Annotated in this window: 16 protein-coding genes; 3 read left to right on the top strand and 13 right to left on the bottom strand. The window is 60.7% G+C overall.

The genetic code is table 11. The features are described from left to right. The first annotated feature begins 7 nt into the window (after positions 1-7). The 3 genes from BBI10_RS18700 to BBI10_RS18710 are packed head-to-tail and all read left to right on the top strand — an operon-like array spanning position 8 to position 5351. Complete coding sequence (locus BBI10_RS18700; protein ID WP_083233183.1) at positions 8-1147, top strand: efflux RND transporter periplasmic adaptor subunit; 1140 nt, start codon at positions 8-10, stop codon at positions 1145-1147. After that, on the top strand, positions 1144-2214 hold the full coding sequence (locus BBI10_RS18705) for an efflux RND transporter periplasmic adaptor subunit (RefSeq protein WP_065991001.1): 1071 nt from the start codon (positions 1144-1146) through the stop codon (positions 2212-2214). Before BBI10_RS18700 ends, BBI10_RS18705 begins: the two co-directional genes overlap by 4 nt. Further along, the gene (locus tag BBI10_RS18710; RefSeq protein ID WP_065991004.1) at positions 2211-5351 is read left to right on the top strand and encodes an efflux RND transporter permease subunit; all 3141 of its coding nucleotides are present in this window, start codon (positions 2211-2213) and stop codon (positions 5349-5351) included. The genes BBI10_RS18705 and BBI10_RS18710 overlap by 4 nt, the downstream gene beginning before the upstream one ends. Positions 5352-5494: 143 nt before the next feature. On the opposite strand, the gene BBI10_RS18715 is transcribed toward BBI10_RS18710, so the two are convergent. The 13 genes from BBI10_RS18715 to BBI10_RS18775 form a co-directional block, all read right to left on the bottom strand. Next, positions 5495-5941 carry a hypothetical protein gene (locus BBI10_RS18715; protein ID WP_065991007.1) on the bottom strand — a complete coding sequence of 149 codons (447 nt, stop codon included), beginning with the start codon at positions 5939-5941 and terminating at the stop codon, positions 5495-5497. A gap of 166 nt (positions 5942-6107) precedes the next feature. After that, entirely contained in the window at positions 6108-6734 is a 627-nt protein-coding gene (locus BBI10_RS18720) for a class I SAM-dependent methyltransferase (RefSeq protein ID WP_065991009.1), read from the bottom strand. A 616-nt stretch (positions 6735-7350) separates the two neighbouring features. After that, a complete protein-coding gene (locus BBI10_RS18725; protein WP_065991011.1) occupies positions 7351-7995 on the bottom strand; it encodes a methionine ABC transporter permease in 645 nt (214 codons plus the stop codon). Then, the gene (locus tag BBI10_RS18730; protein ID WP_065991013.1) at positions 7985-9115 is read right to left on the bottom strand and encodes a methionine ABC transporter ATP-binding protein; all 1131 of its coding nucleotides are present in this window, start codon (positions 9113-9115) and stop codon (positions 7985-7987) included. Before BBI10_RS18730 ends, BBI10_RS18725 begins: the two co-directional genes overlap by 11 nt. A gap of 2 nt (positions 9116-9117) precedes the next feature. Beyond that, positions 9118-9912, bottom strand: a complete 795-nt coding sequence (locus BBI10_RS18735; protein WP_065991014.1) for a MetQ/NlpA family ABC transporter substrate-binding protein — start codon at positions 9910-9912, stop codon at positions 9118-9120. Positions 9913-10002: 90 nt separating this feature from the next. Further along, on the bottom strand, positions 10003-11367 hold the full coding sequence (locus BBI10_RS18740) for an LLM class flavin-dependent oxidoreductase (protein WP_065991015.1): 1365 nt from the start codon (positions 11365-11367) through the stop codon (positions 10003-10005). Next, positions 11367-12572: an SfnB family sulfur acquisition oxidoreductase gene (locus tag BBI10_RS18745; RefSeq protein WP_208600764.1), complete on the bottom strand. Its 1206-nt coding sequence runs from the start codon at positions 12570-12572 to the stop codon at positions 11367-11369. The genes BBI10_RS18740 and BBI10_RS18745 overlap by 1 nt, the downstream gene beginning before the upstream one ends. 37 nt (positions 12573-12609) lie before the next feature. After that, positions 12610-13851, bottom strand: a complete 1242-nt coding sequence (locus tag BBI10_RS18750) for an SfnB family sulfur acquisition oxidoreductase (RefSeq protein WP_065991373.1) — start codon at positions 13849-13851, stop codon at positions 12610-12612. Between the two features lie 506 nt (positions 13852-14357). Further along, positions 14358-15092, bottom strand: a complete 735-nt coding sequence (locus BBI10_RS18755; RefSeq protein ID WP_065991018.1) for a hypothetical protein — start codon at positions 15090-15092, stop codon at positions 14358-14360. Between the two features lie 571 nt (positions 15093-15663). Next, complete coding sequence (gene tcyN, locus BBI10_RS18760) at positions 15664-16407, bottom strand: L-cystine ABC transporter ATP-binding protein TcyN (protein WP_065991020.1); 744 nt, start codon at positions 16405-16407, stop codon at positions 15664-15666. A gap of 3 nt (positions 16408-16410) precedes the next feature. Continuing rightward, entirely contained in the window at positions 16411-17079 is a 669-nt protein-coding gene (gene tcyL / locus BBI10_RS18765) for a cystine ABC transporter permease (protein ID WP_065991026.1), read from the bottom strand. Continuing rightward, a complete protein-coding gene (gene tcyJ, locus BBI10_RS18770; protein ID WP_065991028.1) occupies positions 17076-17873 on the bottom strand; it encodes a cystine ABC transporter substrate-binding protein in 798 nt (265 codons plus the stop codon). Before tcyJ ends, tcyL begins: the two co-directional genes overlap by 4 nt. 230 nt (positions 17874-18103) lie before the next feature. Then, a complete protein-coding gene (locus BBI10_RS18775; protein WP_065991030.1) occupies positions 18104-19105 on the bottom strand; it encodes a D-cysteine desulfhydrase in 1002 nt (333 codons plus the stop codon). Between the last annotated feature and the right edge of the window lie 135 nt (positions 19106-19240).

Consider the following 19240-nt stretch of genomic DNA (forward strand, 5'->3'; position numbering starts at 1 on the left):
AGCTTGCATGCCCGCCCAACCCCCTCTTTTTCGTGGTCGTCTGACCGTTATTTCCATCGGTCTGTGCCTGGCCGTTCTCGCCGGCTGTGGCAAGGAAAAGCCCCAGGAGCCCGTGCGCGCACGCGTGCAGGCGCAGGAGGTCAAGACGGTCGATTTCGCTGCGGACGTGGCACTGACCGGGGACGTGCAGGCGCGGGTGCAGACGCAGCTTTCGTTCCGGGTGGGCGGCAAGATCATTCAGCGTTCGGTCGATGTCGGCGATCGGGTGTCGGCCAAGCAAGTGCTGGCCAAACTCGACCCTAAAGACCTGCAAACCAACGTCGACTCCGCCATCGCTGCCGTTGCCGCCGAGCAGGCGCGCGTGAAACAGACCTCCGCCGCCTTCGTGCGTCAGGAAAAACTGCTGCCCAAGGGCTACACCAGTCGCAGTGAATACGATTCGGCCCAGGCGCAATTGCGCGGCAGCCAGAGCGCGCTCAAAGCCGCCCAGGCGCAACTGGCCAACGCCCGCGAGCAACTGAGTTACACCGCCTTGATCGCCGACGCGCCGGGGATCATCACCGCGCGGCAGGCCGAAGTCGGTCAGGTCGTGCAACCGACGGCACCGATCTTCAGTCTGGCCCGTGACGGTGAGCGCGATGCGGTGTTCAACGTTTACGAATCGCTGTTCGTTAACCCGCCCACCGACCAGCCGGTTGAAGTCACGTTGCTGGACAACCCCAAGGTCAAGGCCGTCGGTAAAGTCCGTGAAGTCACGCCAGCCGTGTCAGCGCAGACGGGCACGCTGCAAGTGAAGATCGCACTCAGCTCGCTGCCGCCGGGCATGGACTTGGGTTCGGTGGTCAGTGCCGCCCTGAGCGTGCCGGCCAGGACCAGCGTCGAACTGCCGTGGTCGGCCCTCACCAAGGGCTTGGGCGATCAGCTCGGCAAGCCTGCCGTTTGGGTGGTTGACGGTGACAACAAGGTAAGCCTGCGCGGCGTCACGGTTGGGCGCTACCTGACGGGCAAAGTGATCATCGTCGACGGTTTGAAGAACGGTGAAAAAGTGGTCGTTGCCGGCAACCAATTATTGCACCCCGACATGCAGGTCGAACTCGCCGACGTGTACCCCGATCCCTCCAAACAACCGACAGGAGACAAGCCATGAAGCGCCTGCCGGGAATCATATTGACCGGGCTGCTGTTGAGCGCCTGCAGCAAGGAAGAGCCGCCGCCGGAGCCTGTTCGGCCGGTGCTGTTCATCGAAGTGAAGCCCCAGGCGCAGGAAAGCCTCGGTCGTTTCGCCGGCAACATTGCCGCACGCTATGAAAGCACTCTGGGTTTTCGCGTCTCCGGCCGCATTGCCCAGCGCAGTGTCGATGTCGGCGCACAGGTCAAGAAGGGCGACATGCTCGCGGTGCTCGACCCGACGGACCAACAGAACCAGGTGCGCTCGACCCAGGGCGATCTGGCCCGGGTCGAAGCCCAGTTAATCAACGCCCAAGCCAACGCCCGTCGGCAGCACGAGCTGTTTGATCGCGGCGTCGGCGCCCAGGCTGCGCTGGATGTCGCCGTCACCGACCTGAAAACCACCCAGTCTTCCTACGACCAGGCCAAGGCCGCGACGCAACAGGCCAAGGACCAGTTGAGCTACAGCGAGCTGCGCGCCGATCACGATGCCGTCGTCACCGAATGGAAAGTCGAGGCCGGCCAGGTGGTCAGCGCAGGTGAGCAGGTGGTGACACTGGCGCGCCCGGACATCAAGGAGGCAGTCATTGACCTGCCGGCGCAATTGAGTGATCAACTGCCCAGCGACGTCGTCTTCACAGTCGCCAGCCAGTTGGAGCCAGAGATCAACACCACCGCGACCGTGCGAGAACTCGAACCCCAGGCCGAAAGCACCACGCGCACCCGTCGCGCACGTTTGACCCTGGCAGAAACGCCGTCGGCCTTCCGCTTGGGCACAGCGATCAGCGTGACCCTGAGCTCGGCGATCAAACCGCGCATCGAGCTGCCCGCCACCTCCGTGCAGGAAGTGGATGGCAAAACGCAGATCTGGGTAATCGACACGCAGAATCAAACGGTTTCCCCACGCGTCGTCACGGTCGTCAGCCGCAGTGATGATTCCGTGGTACTGGCCGGTGGCGTCAACGATGGCGATCGCATTGTGACCGCCGGCGTCAACAGCCTCAAGCCGGGGCAGAAAATCAAAGTCGATAAGGAAAGCCCACGATGAAAGGGACGTTCAACCTCTCCGATTGGGCGATCAAGCATCAGTCTTTTGTCTGGTACCTGATGTTCGTCGGCCTGCTGATGGGCGTGTTTTCCTACATGAACCTGGGACGCGAAGAAGACCCTTCGTTCACCATCAAGACCATGGTCATACAAACCCGCTGGCCGGGCGCGACCGTGGATGAAACCCTTGAGCAGGTGACCGACCGCATCGAGAAAAAGCTCGAAGAACTCGACTCCCTCGACTACGTGAAGAGCTACACCCGGCCGGGCGAGTCCACTGTTATGGTTTACCTGCGCGACACCACCAGCGCGGAGGCCATTCCTGACATCTGGTACCAGGTGCGCAAGAAGATCGACGATATTCGCGGGCAATTTCCCCAGGGGATTCAAGGCCCGGCGTTCAACGATGAATTCGGCGACGTCTACGGTTCGATTTACGCCTTTACCTCCGACGGCCTGACCCTGCGCCAGCTGCGCGACTACGTGGAGCAAGTGCGCGTCCAGATCCGCGACGTGCCGGGTCTGGGCAAAGTCGAGATGATCGGCGAGCAGGACGAAGTGCTCTACCTGAACTTCTCCACCCGCAAGCTGGCCGCCCTGGGGCTGGATCAACGTCAGGTCGTGCAAAGCCTGCAATCGCAAAACACCGTGACGCCTGCCGGGGTCATCGAGGCGGGTCCTGAGCGCATATCAGTGCGCACCTCCGGCCAGTTCGCGTCGGAAAAAGACCTGGAAAACGTCAACCTGCGCCTCAACGATCGCTTCTATCGCTTGAGCGACATCGCCGAAATTACCCGCGGCTACGTGGATCCGCCCAAGCCGCTGTTCCGCTTCGACGGCAAGACCGCCATCGGCCTGGCCATCGCCATGAAGAAGGGCGGCAACGTTCAGGAGTTCGGCAAGCAGTTGCACGAACGCATGAGCGCCGCGACCGCCGACCTGCCGATTGGCGTGGGCGTGCACGTGGTGTCCGATCAGGCGCAAGTGGTAGAGAAAGCCGTCGGTGGTTTCACCAGCGCGCTGTTCGAGGCGGTGGTGATCGTACTGATCGTGAGCTTCATCAGCCTCGGCATGCGTGCGGGGCTTGTGGTTGCCTGCTCGATCCCGCTGGTGCTGGCGATGGTCTTCGTGTTCATGGAATACAGCGGCATCACCATGCAGCGTATTTCGTTGGGCGCGTTGATCATTGCCCTCGGCCTGTTGGTCGATGACGCGATGATTACCGTGGAGATGATGGTGTCACGCCTTGAAAAAGGTGAGACCAAAGCCCAGGCCGCGACCTACGCCTACACCTCGACGGCCTTCCCGATGCTCACCGGTACGCTGGTGACGGTCGCGGGCTTCGTGCCGATCGGCCTGAACGCCAGTTCGGCAGGTGAATACACCTTTACGCTGTTCGCAGTGATTGCCGTCGCCATGCTGGTGTCGTGGGTCGTTGCCGTGCTGTTCGCGCCGGTGATCGGCGTGCACATCCTCAGCGAAAACGTAAAGAAGCACGATGAGAACGCCAAGCCCGGTCGCATCGCACGGGCGTTCAACGGCTCGATGTTCTGGGCCATGCGCCATCGCTGGCTGACCATCATCATCACGATTTTGCTGTTCGCCACCTCGCTGTTCTGCATGCGCTTCGTGCAAAACCAGTTCTTCCCGTCATCGGACCGGCCCGAGATTCTGGTCGACCTCAACCTGCCGCAGAACGCGTCGATCAACGAGACCCGCCGCGCAGTGGACAAGCTCGAGGCGACCCTCAAGGACGATCCGGACATCGTCAGCTGGAGCACTTACATTGGCGAAGGCGCGGTGCGTTTCTACCTGCCGCTGGATCAGCAGCTGGAGAACCCGTACTACGCGCAGTTGGTGATCGTCAGCAAAGGGCTGGAAGAGCGCGGCGCGTTGACCGAGCGCTTGCAAAAACGCTTGCGTGATGACTTCGTCGGCATCGGCACTTATGTGCAGGCGCTGGAAATGGGGCCGCCGGTGGGTCGTCCGATCCAGTACCGGGTCAGCGGCGAGAACATTGATGAAGTGCGCCAGCACGCCATCGAACTCGCCACGCTGTTGGACAAAAACCAGCACATCGGCGAGATGATCTACGACTGGAATGAGCCCGGCAAAGTCCTGCGCATCGACATCAACCAGGACAAGGCGCGGCAGCTGGGCTTGTCGTCCGAGGACGTTGCGCAGTTGATGAACAGCGTCGTAACCGGCTCGGCGGTGACCCAGGTGCGCGATGACATCTACCTGATCAACGTCGTTGGTCGCGCGGTGGATGCCGAGCGAGGGTCACCGGAAACCCTGCAGAACCTGCAGATCGTCACGCCCCAAGGCACGTCGATTCCGCTGCTGGCCTTCGCCAATGTGCGCTACGAATTGGAACAGCCGCTGGTGTGGCGTCGCGATCGCAAACCGACGATCACGCTCAAGGCCGCCGTGAGCGACGACATGCAGCCGACTGACCTGGTCAAGGAACTCAAGCCCGAGATCGACAAATTCGCCGCCGGTTTGCCGGTGGGCTACAAGGTCGCCACGGGCGGCACGGTGGAGGAGAGCGGCAAGGCGCAGGGGCCGATCGCCAAGGTCGTGCCGTTGATGATCTTCCTGATGGCCACGTTCCTGATGATTCAGCTGCACAGCGTGCAGAAGATGTTCATCGTCGCCAGCGTTGCGCCGTTGGGATTGATCGGCGTTGTGCTCGCGCTGGTGCCGACCGGGACGCCGATGGGGTTTGTGGCAATCCTCGGGATTCTGGCGCTGATCGGCATCATCATCCGTAACTCGGTCATTCTGGTGACGCAGATTCATGAGTATGAAGTGGCCGGCTATCTGCCATGGGACGCAGTGGCGGAGGCGACTGAACACCGTCGTCGTCCGATCCTCCTGACCGCTGCGGCGGCAAGCCTGGGCATGATTCCCATCGCCCGCGAAGTGTTCTGGGGGCCGATGGCCTACGCGATGATCGGCGGGATCATCATCGCGACTCTGTTGACGTTGCTGTTCCTGCCAGCGCTGTACGTGGCCTGGTACAAGATCAAGGAGCCGAGTGACGAGGAGCGGCGCAAGCATCAGGAACGCCAGCAGGAAGAGCAACACCGCCGTGAAGACGGTGCGGACGACGGCGCCTCCTCTCCCGCGCATTGACAGGTTTGGTTAAGGCGCAAGCCAGCCAGTCCCACTGGAGCGATGCACGCACCCAGTGGGGCTGGCTTTAGCCGGGATGGCATCATGCGGCACACCGCAAAACGTCAGCCTTTTATTGACGGTCTATGCCAGGACGCGTGCTATCAGATCAGTCGGAAATTTCTGAAGTGCACCTGTCCGGCCTGCGCTTTCAACGTCTGCGGATCAGAGGCGGTATGGACCTGTACGGTCACCTTTGTTCCGGGCGTTGCTTTGCGGTCAATCTTGAGTACGACGGGCTTCCACTCTTCAGTGGCTCCGGAAATATCTCCGAACGATTCCGCACCTCCAGCCACATCCACCAACACCCCATAACTAAACACCACCAAGTCGCCAGGTTTTACGATTTCGCCGGCCCGCACTTCGAATGTCAGAGCTGTGGGTTTATAGCTTTCCCCCGTAATGGACTGGGACAGGCCGGCTGCCTTTGTTAACTGGATGTAGTGACCCGCGGGGTCTTTTTTGATAGTCCATGTCCCCTCGCCGGACGTACCGGTCCAAGGCGCCAGTTCACCGGTGCTGAAGTCGCCATTTATCAAAAGATTGTCCATCGTCATTCCCTTGCTGATCTGTGATTGGCGGCCTGTGCTCATCCAGCACCCTGACCGCGGCGGACGCCAGTGGCGCGAGCTCAGTGTGTGCTTGAGGAACGGGGCGGGCTACTGTCAGAAGTGACAGTCCAGTCACCCCTTCGAAAACCTGGACGATGGCGAGTCGTCAGATTCTGCGCCAGACACTCGCCAGCCAGGGTTGCTGATCCCTGGGTAATCCAGCAGGTCGATAGTAGTGCTCGACCTCGGTGAATCCGGCTTCGGTCAGCAGTCCGGTCCATGACGCCAGGTCATGAAACGCGCCATAGCGCTCGCCTTTCCAGCCTTCCTGATTGTCGCCCCGGGGATTGGAGCTGAACAGCACGCCGCCGGGCTTCAACGCGGCGTGCAATTCGCGCAGCACCCGAGGCAACTCCTGACGAGGGACGTGGAACAGCGAAGCGTTGGCGAAGATGCCGTCGAAACGTTCAGTCGGGAGGTTCAGCTCAAGGAAGTTCTGATGAAGCACGTCGCAGCCGCTGTCGACACGGGCCATGTCGGCGAAACGTTCGGAGCCGTCCAGGCCGGTGGCGATGTGGCCCATGGCGGTGAAGGTTTGCAGGTCACGGCCTGGCCCGCAGCCAAAATCGAGAATCTGAAACGGCGCCGGGCCAGTGATATTGCGCAGCAGCGCGTCGATGTTCTGGCTCACATCATGGTCGCGGGTCCCTTCGCGAAAGCCCTCGGCGACCTCGTTGTAATTGCCGAGGGTAGTGGCGGTGATCTGGGCGAGGTCTTCTGAGTCGAGTTTCATGGGGCGGGTGTCTGGGCAAATAAGGCCGCCAATATACCCCGCTCGCGAATTGCAATCTCCTGGCGGGACTGTACGCCGTCCGTAGGACCGGCTTCATCCGGGAAAGGGCCCGTGTCAGCGCCATTAATTTTGCAGTGTCGCACCCGACGCATTCCCGGCTAAAGCCGGTCCTACTGAATGAACCCGTGCCAATAGTAGGACCGGCCAAATCCAGTCCCACTGCATCCCAATAGTAGGACCGGCTTCAGCCGGGAAGAGGCCCGTGGCAGCGCCATCAATTTTGCAGTGTCGCACCCGACGCATTCCCGGCTAAAGCCGGTCCTACTGAATGAACCCATGCCAATAGTGGGATCGGCCAAATCCAGTCCCACTGAATGAGCGCATGCTGTTAGTGGGACCGGCTTCAGTCGGGAAAAGGCCCGTGGCAGCGCCATCAACTTTGCAGTGTGACGCCTGGCGCTTTCCCGGCTAAAGCCAGTCCTACTGAATGAACCCATGCCAATAGTAGGACCGGCTTCAGCCGGGAAGAGGCCCCGTGTCAGCGCCATCCATTTTGCAGTGTGACGCCTGGCGCTTTCCCGGCTAAAGCCCGTCCTGCAGGGAAAGCACCCTTCGATCAGCGCTTGTTCAGCCGCAACGCCAATCGATCCCCGCCCAACTGGATCACCGCCACCAATATCACCAGCAACACGATCACGGTGAGCATCACTTGGGTGTCAAACCGCTGATAACCGTAGCGATAAGCGATGTCGCCCAACCCTCCGGCGCCAATCGCGCCCGCCATGGCCGATGAATTGATCATCGTCACGAGGGTGATGGTGAATCCCCCAACGATGCCCGGCAGCGCTTCGGGCAGCAGCACGTGCCAGACGATGTGCCAGCGGCGACAACCCATCGCTTGTGCGGCTTCGACCAGACCGTGGTCCACCTCGCGCAAGCTGACTTCCGCAATGCGCGCGAAGAACGGCGTCGACGCAATGGTCAGCGGCACCACCGCCGCCCACACGCCATAGGTCGTGCCGACGATCAGCCGCGTGAACGGGATCAGCGCGACCATCAGAATCAGGAACGGCACCGAACGGAAAATGTTCACAAACGCGCCCAGCACCCGGTTCACAGTGGGCGCTTCAAAGATCCCGCCCTTGCCGCTGGTCACCAGAATCACCGCCAGTGGAATGCCCAGCATCAACGCGATCACCGACGACACGCCGACCATCAGGAAGGTATCGATGACGCCCTGCCAAAGACGATCAAGCCACATAACCCAGTACCTCCGCCTGCTGCGCGTGTTTGCGGGCGCGATTGAGCAATTCTTCCGCCGACAGTGGCGAATGACTCACCGCCAGCAGCAGATGACCCAGCGCACGCCCTTGAATGCGTTCGACGCCGCCATGCAGCAGGCTCACCCGCCCGCCAAAGGCGCTGAACAACGCCGACAGATCAGGCTCCTTGCCGTCGCTGCCGGTGAACTGCAGATCCAGCACAACGCTGGCGTGATGATCGGAAGGGTGCGGCTGCAAGCGCGCTTGAACATCCTCCGGCAGCGCCTGTTGCAGCGGCGCCAGCAGCGTCTTGCTCACCTCATGCTGCGGGTTGCCGAACACCTGCCAGACCGGGCCTTGCTCGACAACCTGACCTTTTTCCAGCACCACCACCCGGTCACAGATCTCCCGGATCACCGCCATCTCGTGGGTGATCAAAATGATCGTCAGCCCCAGGCGCCGGTTGATCTCACGCAGCAGGCCGAGAATCGATTGCGTGGTCTCCGGGTCGAGTGCCGAAGTCGCCTCGTCGCACAGCAGAATCGCCGGATCATGCACCAATGCCCGGGCAATGCCGACGCGCTGCTTCTGCCCACCCGACAACTGCGCCGGATAAGCCTTGTGCTTGCCCTCCAGCCCGACCAACGCCAGCAGCTCGGCGACTTTGCGCTGACGCTGCGCCTTCGGCACGCCCGCGACCTTGAGCGGCAATTCGACGTTCTGCCACACAGTCTTGGCCGACATCAGATTGAAATGCTGAAAGATCATGCCGATGCGTCGGCGCAGCGCCACCAGCGTGTCTTCGTTGAAGTCGCCGATGTCCACTTGATCGATCAGCACGCGGCCGCTGCTGGGTTTCTCCAGACGATTGATGGTGCGGATCAGCGACGACTTACCTGCGCCGCTGCGGCCGATGATGCCGAACACCTCACCGCGCTGGATATCCAGGTCGATGCCCTGAAGCGCCGGCACCGGCCCTTGCGGACCTTCATAGACCTTGCCCAGATTAATGAAACGCACATGGGCGTGTTGCTTCTGCGGATGGAGTTCGGCTTGCTCGGCGGCATGGGGAGCCTCAGCACCCTCAAGCGTCAAAGCGCGTTGCGCGGATGCGGTCATGGTCAGTTCTTCCAGCCAACTTGATACAGCGAGCCATTGACCTTATCCAGCGAGGCGCGCACGACGGGCGAGTGCTGATAGATATCGATGAACTTGGCCAGACGCGGATCATCCTTGTGGTCCGGTTTGATGACGAACTGAATCACGTATTCCGGGTGGTCGAGGCCGTCGAACAGGATCGCCGAGCCAGCATCGAAGGTCTTCGACAAACGGATGTAGGCCGGGTAGCCCTGCACCAGATCGGCATCGTCATAAGCGCGCACCAGTTGCACGGCTTCGACCTGGATCAGCTTGATCTTCTTCGGATTGGCGGTGATGTCGTCTTCGGTGGCCTTGTAACCCACGCCCGGTTTCAGGGTAATCAGGCCGGCCTTGGCCAGCAGTTGCAGACCGCGTCCGCTATTGATCGGGTCGTTGGCGATCGCCACAGTCGCACCGGTTGGCAGCTCATCGAAGCTTTTGTACTGCTTCGAATACAGCCCGACGTTGTTGATGATGCCCGGCGCGTAGGGCACCAGATCGAAGCCGGACGCTGCTTTTGCGTTCTCCAGAAACGGAATGTGCTGGAAGTAGTTAACGTCGATATCGCCGGCGTTGAGGCTGACATTGGGCGCGATCCAGTCGGTGAATTCCACCAGGTCGACCTTCAGGCCCTGCTTCTCGGCTTCGGCCGCGGCGGCTTCCAGCGGTATGGCGAACGCCGCCGTGGTACCGACTTTGAGCGGTTGATCAGCGGCGTGGGTGATCCCGGTAAACAGGCCCAGGGACAGCGCGAGGGTGAGGAGGGTTTTGGTCATGGGTGGTAATCCGGGTCAGTGGTCTGGTTTGAATACTTGGGTGTCTGTGAAGCCGTCTTCGTCCGGATGCGGCCCAGACCAAGCGCGCTCCTACACGTTGCGGCGCGTTCTGTAGCTCGCCCCTGCGTGGCGATCCGGCAGTCGCGCGTCGCCTTCAAATAACTTCTCGCGCAAGGTGCCGTGTTCGTACGCGGTCTTGTACGAACCCCGTCGTTGCAGCTCGGGGATCACCAGATCTATGAAATCCTCGTAGCTCTCCGGGGTGACGATGCGGGTGAGGTTGAAGCCGTCCAGACCGGTTTCGGCAATCCACGATTCCAGCTCGTCGGCGACCTGCTCGGGCGAGCCAATCAGCGTGAGGTAACGGCCGCCCAGGGCGTGCTGATCGAGCAACTTCTGGCGGGTCCAGTCGTTGTTCTTGAGGATCTTCGTCGCTGACTGAATGGCATTGCCTTTCACGTGCTGGATCGGCTCGTCGAGCGCGTAGTCGGCGAAGTCGATGCCGGTGGACGCGGCAAAATGGGCGAGCCCGGCCTCCGCGCTGGCGTAAGACCGGTACTCCGCATGCTTGGCCCGCGCCGCTTCTTCGGTGGCGCCGACGATCACGTTGAGGCCCATGAACACCTTGATGTCATCGGGATTGCGCCCGGCGGCCACGGCACTGGCGCGGACCTTGTCGACCTGTTCGCGGGTCGCGGGTTTGTTCTGCCCGCTGATAAACACGCACTCGGCGTTGCTGCCGGCAAACTGCAAACCGCGGTCGGAACTGCCCGCCTGAAACAACACCGGCGTGCGCTGCGGCGACGGCTCGCACAAGTGATAACCCTCCACCTGATAGAACTCGCCGCTGTGCCGCACGGGGTGGACCTTTGCAGGCTGGGCATAAATGCGCGCCTGACGGTCCTCGATCACAGCGTCGTCCTCCCAACTGCCTTCCCACAGCTTGTACAAAACCTCCAGGTACTCATCGGCCTGGTCGTAGCGGCGGTCGTGTTCGATCTGCTCGGTCAGGCCCATCGCGCGTGCGGCGCTGTCCAGATACCCGGTGACGATGTTCCAGCCCACGCGTCCGCGGGTGAGGTGATCCAGCGTCGACATGCGCCGGGCGAACAGATACGGCGCCTCGTAGGTGAGGTTGGCGGTCAGGCCGAAGCCGAGGTTTTTCGTGACCGCGGCCATGGCCGATACCAGCAGCAACGGATCATTCACTGGCAACTGGATCGACTCCTTCAGCGTCACGTCCACCGACTTCTGATAGACGTCGTAGACCCCGACGATGTCCGCGATGAACAAACCGTCGAACAGCCCGCGCTCCAGCAACTGCGCCAGATCTGTCCAGTATTCCAGGGTCTTGTACTGGGTGGACGTGTCCCGCGGGTGTGTCCAGAAGCCGTGATTGATGTGGCCAATGCAGTTCATGTTGAACGCGTTGAGCAGGATCTTTTTCTTGCTCATCAGATCGTCCCCCGGCGTGGCGGCTTGACGTCACTGAGGTAGTAATTGCCGATGGCGTGATACTTCCAGCGCACCGGGTCGTGCAGCGTGTGAACCCGCGCGTTGCGCCAGTGCCGGTCAAGGCCGTGCTCCGCCAGCGTGGCCTGGGAACCGGCGAGTTCGAACAACGTGCTGCCGGCATCCAGTGAGATCTCAGTGCTGATCGCCCGCGCTTCCGCCACCGCAATCGATGCCTGGGCCAGCGTTTCGGGCGTGGTCTCGGCCTGTGCGCGATCAAGGTATTCCCCTGAACGTTCAAGCAGGGCTTCGGCGGCGTGCAGACGAATGCCGAGCCTGCCGAAGCTGTGCAGCGTCAGCGGATCATCGACGGCTTTTTCTATGCCGGAGTCGATCCATGGCCGGGTGCGGGTGCGCACGAAATGCAGCGCGTCTTCAAAGGCCGCGCGAGCGATGCCGGTGTCGATGGCGGCATGGAGAATCTGCGCCAGCGGGCCCACGGTGGTCGGGCGCTCAAACGCCGTCTGAAAAGGCACCACGTCATCGGCTTCGACGTACACGTTATCGAACACCACCGAGCCGCTGCCCGTGGTGCGCTGCCCGAACCCGCTCCAGTCGTCGATCACGCTCAGCCCCGCGGCATTCGCCGGCACGAATGCCAGCTGCTGCACGCCGTGGTCATCGACCACCGAGGTCGGTATGCGTTGGGCGTAAAGAGCGCCGGTGGCGTAGAACTTACGGCCGTTGATGCGCCAGCCGTTGCCGTCGCGGCTCAGGCGGGTGGTGCGGTCGTGGGCGGTTTTGGTGCCCAGTTCGGCCAGCGCGTTGCCGAAGCGCTGACCGGCAAGGACCTCTGCATACAGCCGCGCCTGCTGCGCCGGGCTGCCATTCACCCGCAGCACTTCCAGCGCGTAGAAGTGGTTCTGTGGAATTTGCCCCAGGGAGGCGTCGGCGGCAGAGATGATCCGAATGACGTCGGCCAGGGTGACATTGGAAACGCCTGCGCCGCCGAAGGCCTTCGGCACGCTGATGCCCCACAGTCCGGAGCGGGAAAACGCTTCCAGTTCCTGATGGGGCAGACGCCGTTCGCGATCACGCGTAGCGCTCTGTTGTTTGAAATCTTCCGCCAGCGTGCGGGCGATGCGCAGTGCCTCGGCGTCGTCACGAATGATCGCGGTCACGGCGGTCGCCTGCGTGTCACGCGGCAAGGTTTGAAGGCTCATAGGTGTGCTTCCAGTGGTCTGGTTATATCCAGGAATGACGGGCAGGCAGGGTGCCGTTCAGGTGCCAGGCGCCGACGGCGTGCACCTTCCAGCGCACCGGGTCATGGAGGGTATGAACCCGCGCGTTGCGCCAGTGCCGATCCAGATTGAATTCAGCCAACGTCGCGCGACTGCCCGACAGCTCGAACAGTTTTTCACTGGCGAGCAGGGCGATCTGAGTGGTCAGCACCTTGGCTCCGGCGACCACGATGGACGCCCGCGCCGCTGAGTGTTCGTCGATGGGTGCGGCGGCAATGTCATCGAGCACGCGACCGGCCTTGCGCAACAGCGCTTCGGCGGCGTGCAGTTCGAGCTTTAACTTGCCGATGTCGGCGATCACATAGGGATCGTCACTGGCGCGCGCCACATTGGCGTCGATCCATGGTCGTGAACGCTCGCGCACAAAACGGATGCTTTCGTCGATGGCTTCCCGGGCAATGCCTGCATCGATGGCCGCCTGAATCAGCTGCGAAACCGCGCCCTGAATGTTCGGCGACAGGCCGAGCTTCCAGTTATCCACAACCAGCTCGCCACTCACGCGCACGTTTTCCAGCAGCACGCTGCCGCTGGCGGTGGTGCGCTGACCGAAGCCGGACCAATCATCGATGATGTGCAGCCCCGGCGTTCCGCGTGGCACGAACACCAGCACCTGTTTGCCGTCGTCATTGATGGCCTTGACCGCCACCCAGTGGGCGAACAGCGCGCCCGTCGAGTAGAACTTGCGGCCGTTGAGCAAATAATGATCACCGTCCGCAGTCAGTCGGGTTCGCACGTCGAGGGTGTTTTTGGTTCCTCGCTCGGGGCCGCCGTTGCCGATGCGTGCGCCGCCCAGGATGCTGGCGAACAGGGTTTCCTTCTGAGCCTCCGTGGCGCTGCCCGTCAGCGAGTAGAGGATGCCGAAGTGGTTCTGTGGAATCTGGCCCACGGCAGGGTCGGCTGCCGAGAGGATGGCGAAAACCTCGGCCACTGTGACGAATGACACTTGGGGCCCGCCGTACGCGCGCGGCACCGAGATGCTGCCCAGACCGCTGCGGGTAAACAGTTCGATTTCCGACCAGGGCAGTTGCCGCTCGCGGTCTCGCGTAGCGGCATTGGGGCGCACGATCGCGGCCAGTTCATGGGCCGCGGCAATGGCGTCGGCGTCTTTACGCAATACGTTGGCAGGAAGCAGGGGAGAAGCCACGTCCAGGGTGTGCTGGACAGAAAGGGCGTTCAGATCAGTCATGGTGGTGACCTTCTCGAGTGCGAGCACTGGGGTCGTTGTGCTTGACCATTCGAACCTCGAATCAATACCGCGATGGCGGCGGGAAAATTGACGATGGTCCGGTGGTCCGGTGCATATACCCTAAGCGTGTATAAACATTAAATAAACTCACATTTAGGCATAAGCATAGAAGGCGAAATGGCGGCGGCCGTCCCCAACGCCGTGGCTTGGGTGTAGGTCAGGCATGAGCCGAAAGCCAGCGCCAGAATCATGTACTTGACGATATGTCTGCAGGGCATGGCGAACACCTCGTGAAGGGTTTCACCGCAGCCTAGCAGTCAGTCTTCGCTGGACGAGGGAGGAATTTGTAGGACGCTGATGCAGATGGTGTGGGAGCTTTCTTCTCCTCTGCGGATCTGTGGAGTGGTTGGCATTGCAGGACGCCATGTGGCGGGCATGTGGCGGGCAGCACACGTGTCGCAGCGCGCAGAAGGTGCGCCGCGACAACGTTCTGGGCAGGGTCGATATCAAACTTCGGCCCCATCGGTCACGTCGGTCGATACCTTGATCAGCCGTGCCGGCGCCCAGCGCGAGTTGTTGCCGACCCGGTCAATCACGCAGTAGCTCACCTCCAGATGGGGATCATCGCCGGTCTCGCGCACCAGCTCTGCCGGTATTTCAACAACGATAGGCCGGCCGACGTCATCCTGAGTGAGGGGTGGCAAGTCCAAACGCAGGTCGCCCCAGCGCAGGGTGATCTCGTCGTAGGCATCCATGTTGGGATAGGCGTCGAGGGTGAGCTGCACGCCCTCATCGAAATGGCGCGCCGTCAAACCGTCGTGCATGACCAACTCTGCGAAGGTCACTGGTGCCAGCCCCTGATTCTCATCGCCCTCGCCGCTGACCAATTGACCGCCGGGAGTCTCCAGTTTGACCCACAGTTTGGCGCCAGGAGACTTAATGGGTTCGCTGCCAATTTTGGTAACGCGATAGTAGGTTTTAACTTTTCCGCTTCGAAGAAAACTTTCGGGTACATGTAGGACGGATGTATGCCCGATGTCGGACTCCGATAAAAGTTTTGACGCGGCATAACAACCTCCCCAAAACAATTCGATCAAGTCACCACAGTCCATTTCTGGCCAGGGGTCAATGTGTACCTGCAGATCGGCCGCCGCAAGGGCGCCAATCCCGTGCTTGTTCGACTGTGGGAGATACGGGGCCATCAACTTGAAAGACTGAGTCAATACAGGGGTATGGATCATTTTTTAATACTCTTCGAATGTGTGCCTGGGTCAAGGCAAGTCAGGTAGTTAATTCATCGCAACTGCAACGTGGAAACGACTGGCACTAGTACACGCCGGGATGCGCAGGCATGGCAAACATTACAAACGGTGGCAATTGGTGAGTTGCCGTTTGGGAAAGAAAATAAACACGGAGCGATTTCAGCTAATTGTGTTGCGGTGTTTGTGTCAACGGCATTTAAGTTTTTAAAGTCTGTGAGAGACAAATGCAGAAGTTTCCTACACTCGGGCGTTGCTTATGGGAGGGAGTTACGACTCCGGTCCTACCTGAGCGGCCGGGCGTGCCGCCTTTGACAGCCAGCGAGTGGATGAAAAGTGTCAGCGGCAGTTATTTGTGGGCGGAGAAATGGTCAATCAACGTTGCGGGGAAGCGGAGAGAGTGAGGGCTGTACATATAGAAAAAATAGATAGATGTGCGGCGGTTAGCCAGCGTCGAAACAGTAAGACTTTTAGTGGATCAACGCTTTTCTAAATATGAACGACAAAGAAAACGGCGCCTGTTGGCGCCGTTTTGAACACATATCGTGTCGGACTAGTTCCTGCTGCGCTCAAGAAACTGCCTTGTGCGTTCTTCTTTGGGATTGGCAAACAGCGCTTTCGCCTCACCCTGTTCAACGATGACGCCCTTGTCGATGAAAATCACCCGGTTGGCGACGTCCCGCGCGAAGCTCATTTCGTGGGTCACGATCACCATCGTGCGTTTCTCCAGCGCCAGGGCGTGAATCGTATTCAGCACCTCGCCCACCAGCTCGGGATCGAGCGCAGACGTCGGTTCATCGAACAGAATGACTTCAGGCTCCATGGCCAGCGCACGGGCAATCGCCACCCGCTGTTGTTGGCCGCCAGACAGCCGACGCGGATAAGCGTCCTCTTTCCCCGCGAGGCCGACTTTCGCCAGCAGCGCGCGGCCCAGCTCAATGGCCTGCTCGCGCGGCATCTTCTTGACCACGGTCGGGCCTTCGATGACGTTTTCCAGCGCCGTGCGATGGGGGAACAGATTGAAGTTCTGGAAGACGAACCCGACATGCTGGCGCAGTTGCCGGATCAGTCCCTGTTGCTGGCTCAGCGGACGGCTCAAATCGACTTTGATGTCGCCCACGACAATGCTGCCGCTCGTGGGCACTTCCAGCAGGTTCAGGCAGCGCAACAAAGTGGTTTTGCCCGACCCGCTTGGGCCGATGATCGCCACCACCTCGCCAGGCTCGACCTTCAGGTCGATGCCCTTGAGCACTTCGTTGCCCTTGAATTGCTTGGTCAGTTTTTCAACCGTGATCATGCCTCAGGACTCCACGTCGTGGCGGTTGGCCCGTGCTTCCAGGCGATTTTGGAAATGCGCCAGGATGCTGCACAGCACCCAGTAGATCACCGCAACGGTGAAATACATGGTGAAAATTTCCAGCGTCCGCGAAGAGATCAGCTGCGCCTGGCGGAACACTTCCGGCACCTGAATGGTGGCGGCCATCGCCGTGTCCTTCACCAGCGAAATAAAGCTGTTGCCCAGTGGCGGCAACGCGGTGCGTGCAGCTTGCGGCAAGATGGCGCGGCGCATCGTCTGCGCGCGCGTCATGCCGATGCTCGCAGCGGCTTCCCATTGCCCTCGGTCCACCGAACTGATCGCGGCCCGAAGGATTTCGCAGGCATATGCGGCCATGTTCAGCGAAAGACCGATCAGCGCTGCGGTGATCGCATCCAGTTCAATCCCCAGGTCCGGCAAGCCGTAATAGATCATGAACAGCTGGACGAGAAGCGGCGTCCCACGGAAAAACGACACGTAAACCCTGGCAACGGCACTGATGACCCAGATCTTCGACAAACGCATCAGTGCCAGGCCGAAGCCCAGCACCAATCCGAAAAACATCGACCCCAGGCTCAAGCCCACCGTGTAATACGCGCCCTTGAGCAAAAAGGGCGCGGAGTCCAGCGCGAGCTGAAGGCTCTCTGGAATCATTTGGTCACGTCAGCCTTGAAGTACTTGTCCGACAGCTTGGCGAGGGTGCCGTCGGCGCGCAGCTTGTCGATGGCCTTGTTGATCGCGTCCAGCAATTCAGGCTCGCCCTTGCGCAGTGCGACACCGGACTCCTGACGGGAGAACGCTTCGCCGGAGACCGCCAGTTTGTCCTTGGTCTTGGCGACCAGTTCCAGTGCAGCGAGGCGATCGACGAGGATGGCGTCGATACGGCCGACACGCAGGTCCTGGTATTTGGTCGGATCATCGTCGTAGGTTTTGACGATGGCATCAGGCACGTTGGCTTTGAGCCATTCTTCGTAGTTGGTGCCCAGACCGACGCCGACTTTCTTGCCTTTCAGGTCAGCAGCCGTCTTGATCACGCCGACGTCTTTGGTCTGCACCAACGCTTGAATGCCCGACACGGTGTACGGTTCGGAGAAGTCGTACTTTTTCTTGCGCTCGTCGGAGATGGTCACCTGATTGATCACCACATCCAGACGCTTGGATTCCAGCGCGGCCAGAATGCCAGCCCACGGCGTGGCTTGCAGCTTGACCTTGACGCCCAGTTCCTTGGCGAGTGCTTCAGAGAACTCGACTTCAAAACCGGTTAGTTTGCCGTCTTCACCCACGAAGCTGAACGGGGGATAAGTGCCTTCCAGGCCGACATTGAGGGTTCCATTCTTTTTGATCGTTGCCAGTTGTTCGCCAGCCATAGCCTGGCTGACCAGACCGGTGCCCAGCACCAGGCTGAAGGCCGACAACAGAAAGGTGCGGCGGATTGCAGACATGTTCATGAAAGTCCCCTGTTTTAATTGGAATGTCAGGCAAGTATCAGACCCGACGAAGCTACGTTGGGATCACGCGTTTATCCAGCTTTTTCAGTCGCCTGCGAGGCTCTGCGCGCCGGCTGGCGGCGATCATAAGACCCGAACCAAGGCCTGAAAAATAATAAAAATCGAACTGCTTATCAGTTTTTGGAATATTAAGCCTGTGCAACCCTGCGAGCAGGAGTTTGAAGGGGGCTCTATGCCGCCGAAAAGACGCCCTGGTACGCAAACAAGGCAGGCGCCCCGCCGGTGTGCAGGAACACGATCGGCCCGTCTTCGAAACGCTGCCGGCCAATGCCGTCGAGCAGTCCGGCCATGGCTTTGCCGGTATAGACCGGGTCCAGCAGCAGCCCTTCATGACTGGCCACCAGCCGGATCGCCGCCAGCGTCCCGGCATTCGGCTCGCCGTACCGTGGGCCGAAGTATTCGTCCCACAGCTGCACCTTGAACGCGGCGGGCAATGATTCGCCCAGCAGTTCGACGGTTTGCTCGGCCAGACGCTGAACCTTGGGCGCCTGGGTTTCTTCCGGGCGCGACACGGTCACGCCAATCACCGGGAGCTCGGGCAGTTCTTCAGCCAGCGCAAGTGCCAGGCCGCTGTGGGTACCGGCACTGCCCGACGCGAGGACGACGGCTGCAAATGAGAGGCCGCTTTGCTTGATCTGCTCGGCCAGTTCAAAACCGGCCTGCACATAACCCAGCGCGCCGAGGGCGTTCGAACCGCCGATCGGCACCAGGTACGGCTTCTTGCCGCTGAGACGCAGTCGGCTCGCAAGTGCTTGCAACTGGTCGTCTGCATTGTCGAGGTTCTCGACCACTTCGACCTTGGTATCGAACAAATCCAGCAACAGGCGATTGCCGTTGCCCAGGTAATTGCTGTCGTCAGTCGCGATCGGGTTTTCCAGCAGGGCGACACAACCCAGGCCAAGACGGGCGGCGAGGGCGGCGGTTTGGCGAACATGATTGGACTGAATGGCGCCCGCAGTGATCAGCGTGTCGCACCCTTGAGCCAAGGCGTCGGCCGCGAGGTATTCCAGCTTGCGCAGCTTGTTGCCGCCCATGGCCAACGGGGTGATGTCGTCGCGTTTCACGTAAATGTCGCGGCCGGCCCAGGTCGAAAGGCGTTCCAGCTTTTCAAAGGGCGTCGGGCCGCCGAGCAATTCCAGACGGTTAAAACGGGCGAGCTGTTGTTTGATCATGGTGGCGTCGACAGGTCTGCAATTGAGTCGCAGGACTATAGGCAGACGTTTCCCGCAGGGCAACCGCCCGGCGTCCGCCATCCTCCAGGCAGAAGCCTCACAAAAATAGTTATTTTTTTGCCGCGAAGGGATGTC

Origin of the sequence: Pseudomonas graminis (assembly GCF_001705435.1) — a bacterium.
Classification (GTDB): Bacteria; Pseudomonadota; Gammaproteobacteria; order Pseudomonadales; family Pseudomonadaceae; genus Aquipseudomonas; species Aquipseudomonas graminis_B.